This is a genomic window from Tannerella forsythia (assembly GCF_003860135.1).
In the GTDB taxonomy this organism is placed as follows: domain Bacteria; phylum Bacteroidota; class Bacteroidia; order Bacteroidales; family Tannerellaceae; genus Tannerella; species Tannerella forsythia_A.
In genome coordinates this window covers 1-355 of sequence record NZ_RQYN01000176.1, presented here as the reverse complement: position 1 = coordinate 355, position 355 = coordinate 1, and the positions used below count along the sequence as shown (strand labels likewise).

General features: G+C 45.6%; 1 protein-coding gene. It reads right to left on the bottom strand.

All coding sequences use genetic code 11. From position 1 onward, the window contains the following. Window positions 1-3: 3 nt before the first annotated feature. Window positions 4-355: transposase (locus EII41_RS13850; RefSeq protein WP_148091778.1), on the bottom strand; the 352-nt coding region annotated here is incomplete at its 5' end.

Sequence of the window (355 nt, the reverse complement as noted above, 5' to 3'; positions counted from 1 at the left end):
CTCTTATTTTGTTTGATAGGCAGAAACAAAACCATCCACATAAGGAGAATCTGATTTAATTACGGCAAATGCTTGTCTGACGAGTTTGTTAGCAACAGCAATAAGAGCCACTTTGGACGGCTTTCCATGGGCCTTCAACCGTGCGTAGCATTCTTTACAGGTTGTGTTTGCGCGTAAGGCAGACCATGAGGCGACATAAAGCAATGAACGCAGGTTCGCATCCCCATTCCGGTTTATCCCACCTTTGATATGTACGGAAGTTCCGGATTGTTGGTATGTCGGGCATATCCCGATGAAACGGGAAACCTGCTTTGCATTGTCAAAATAGGAAAAACCGCCGGTAGCGACAATCAAG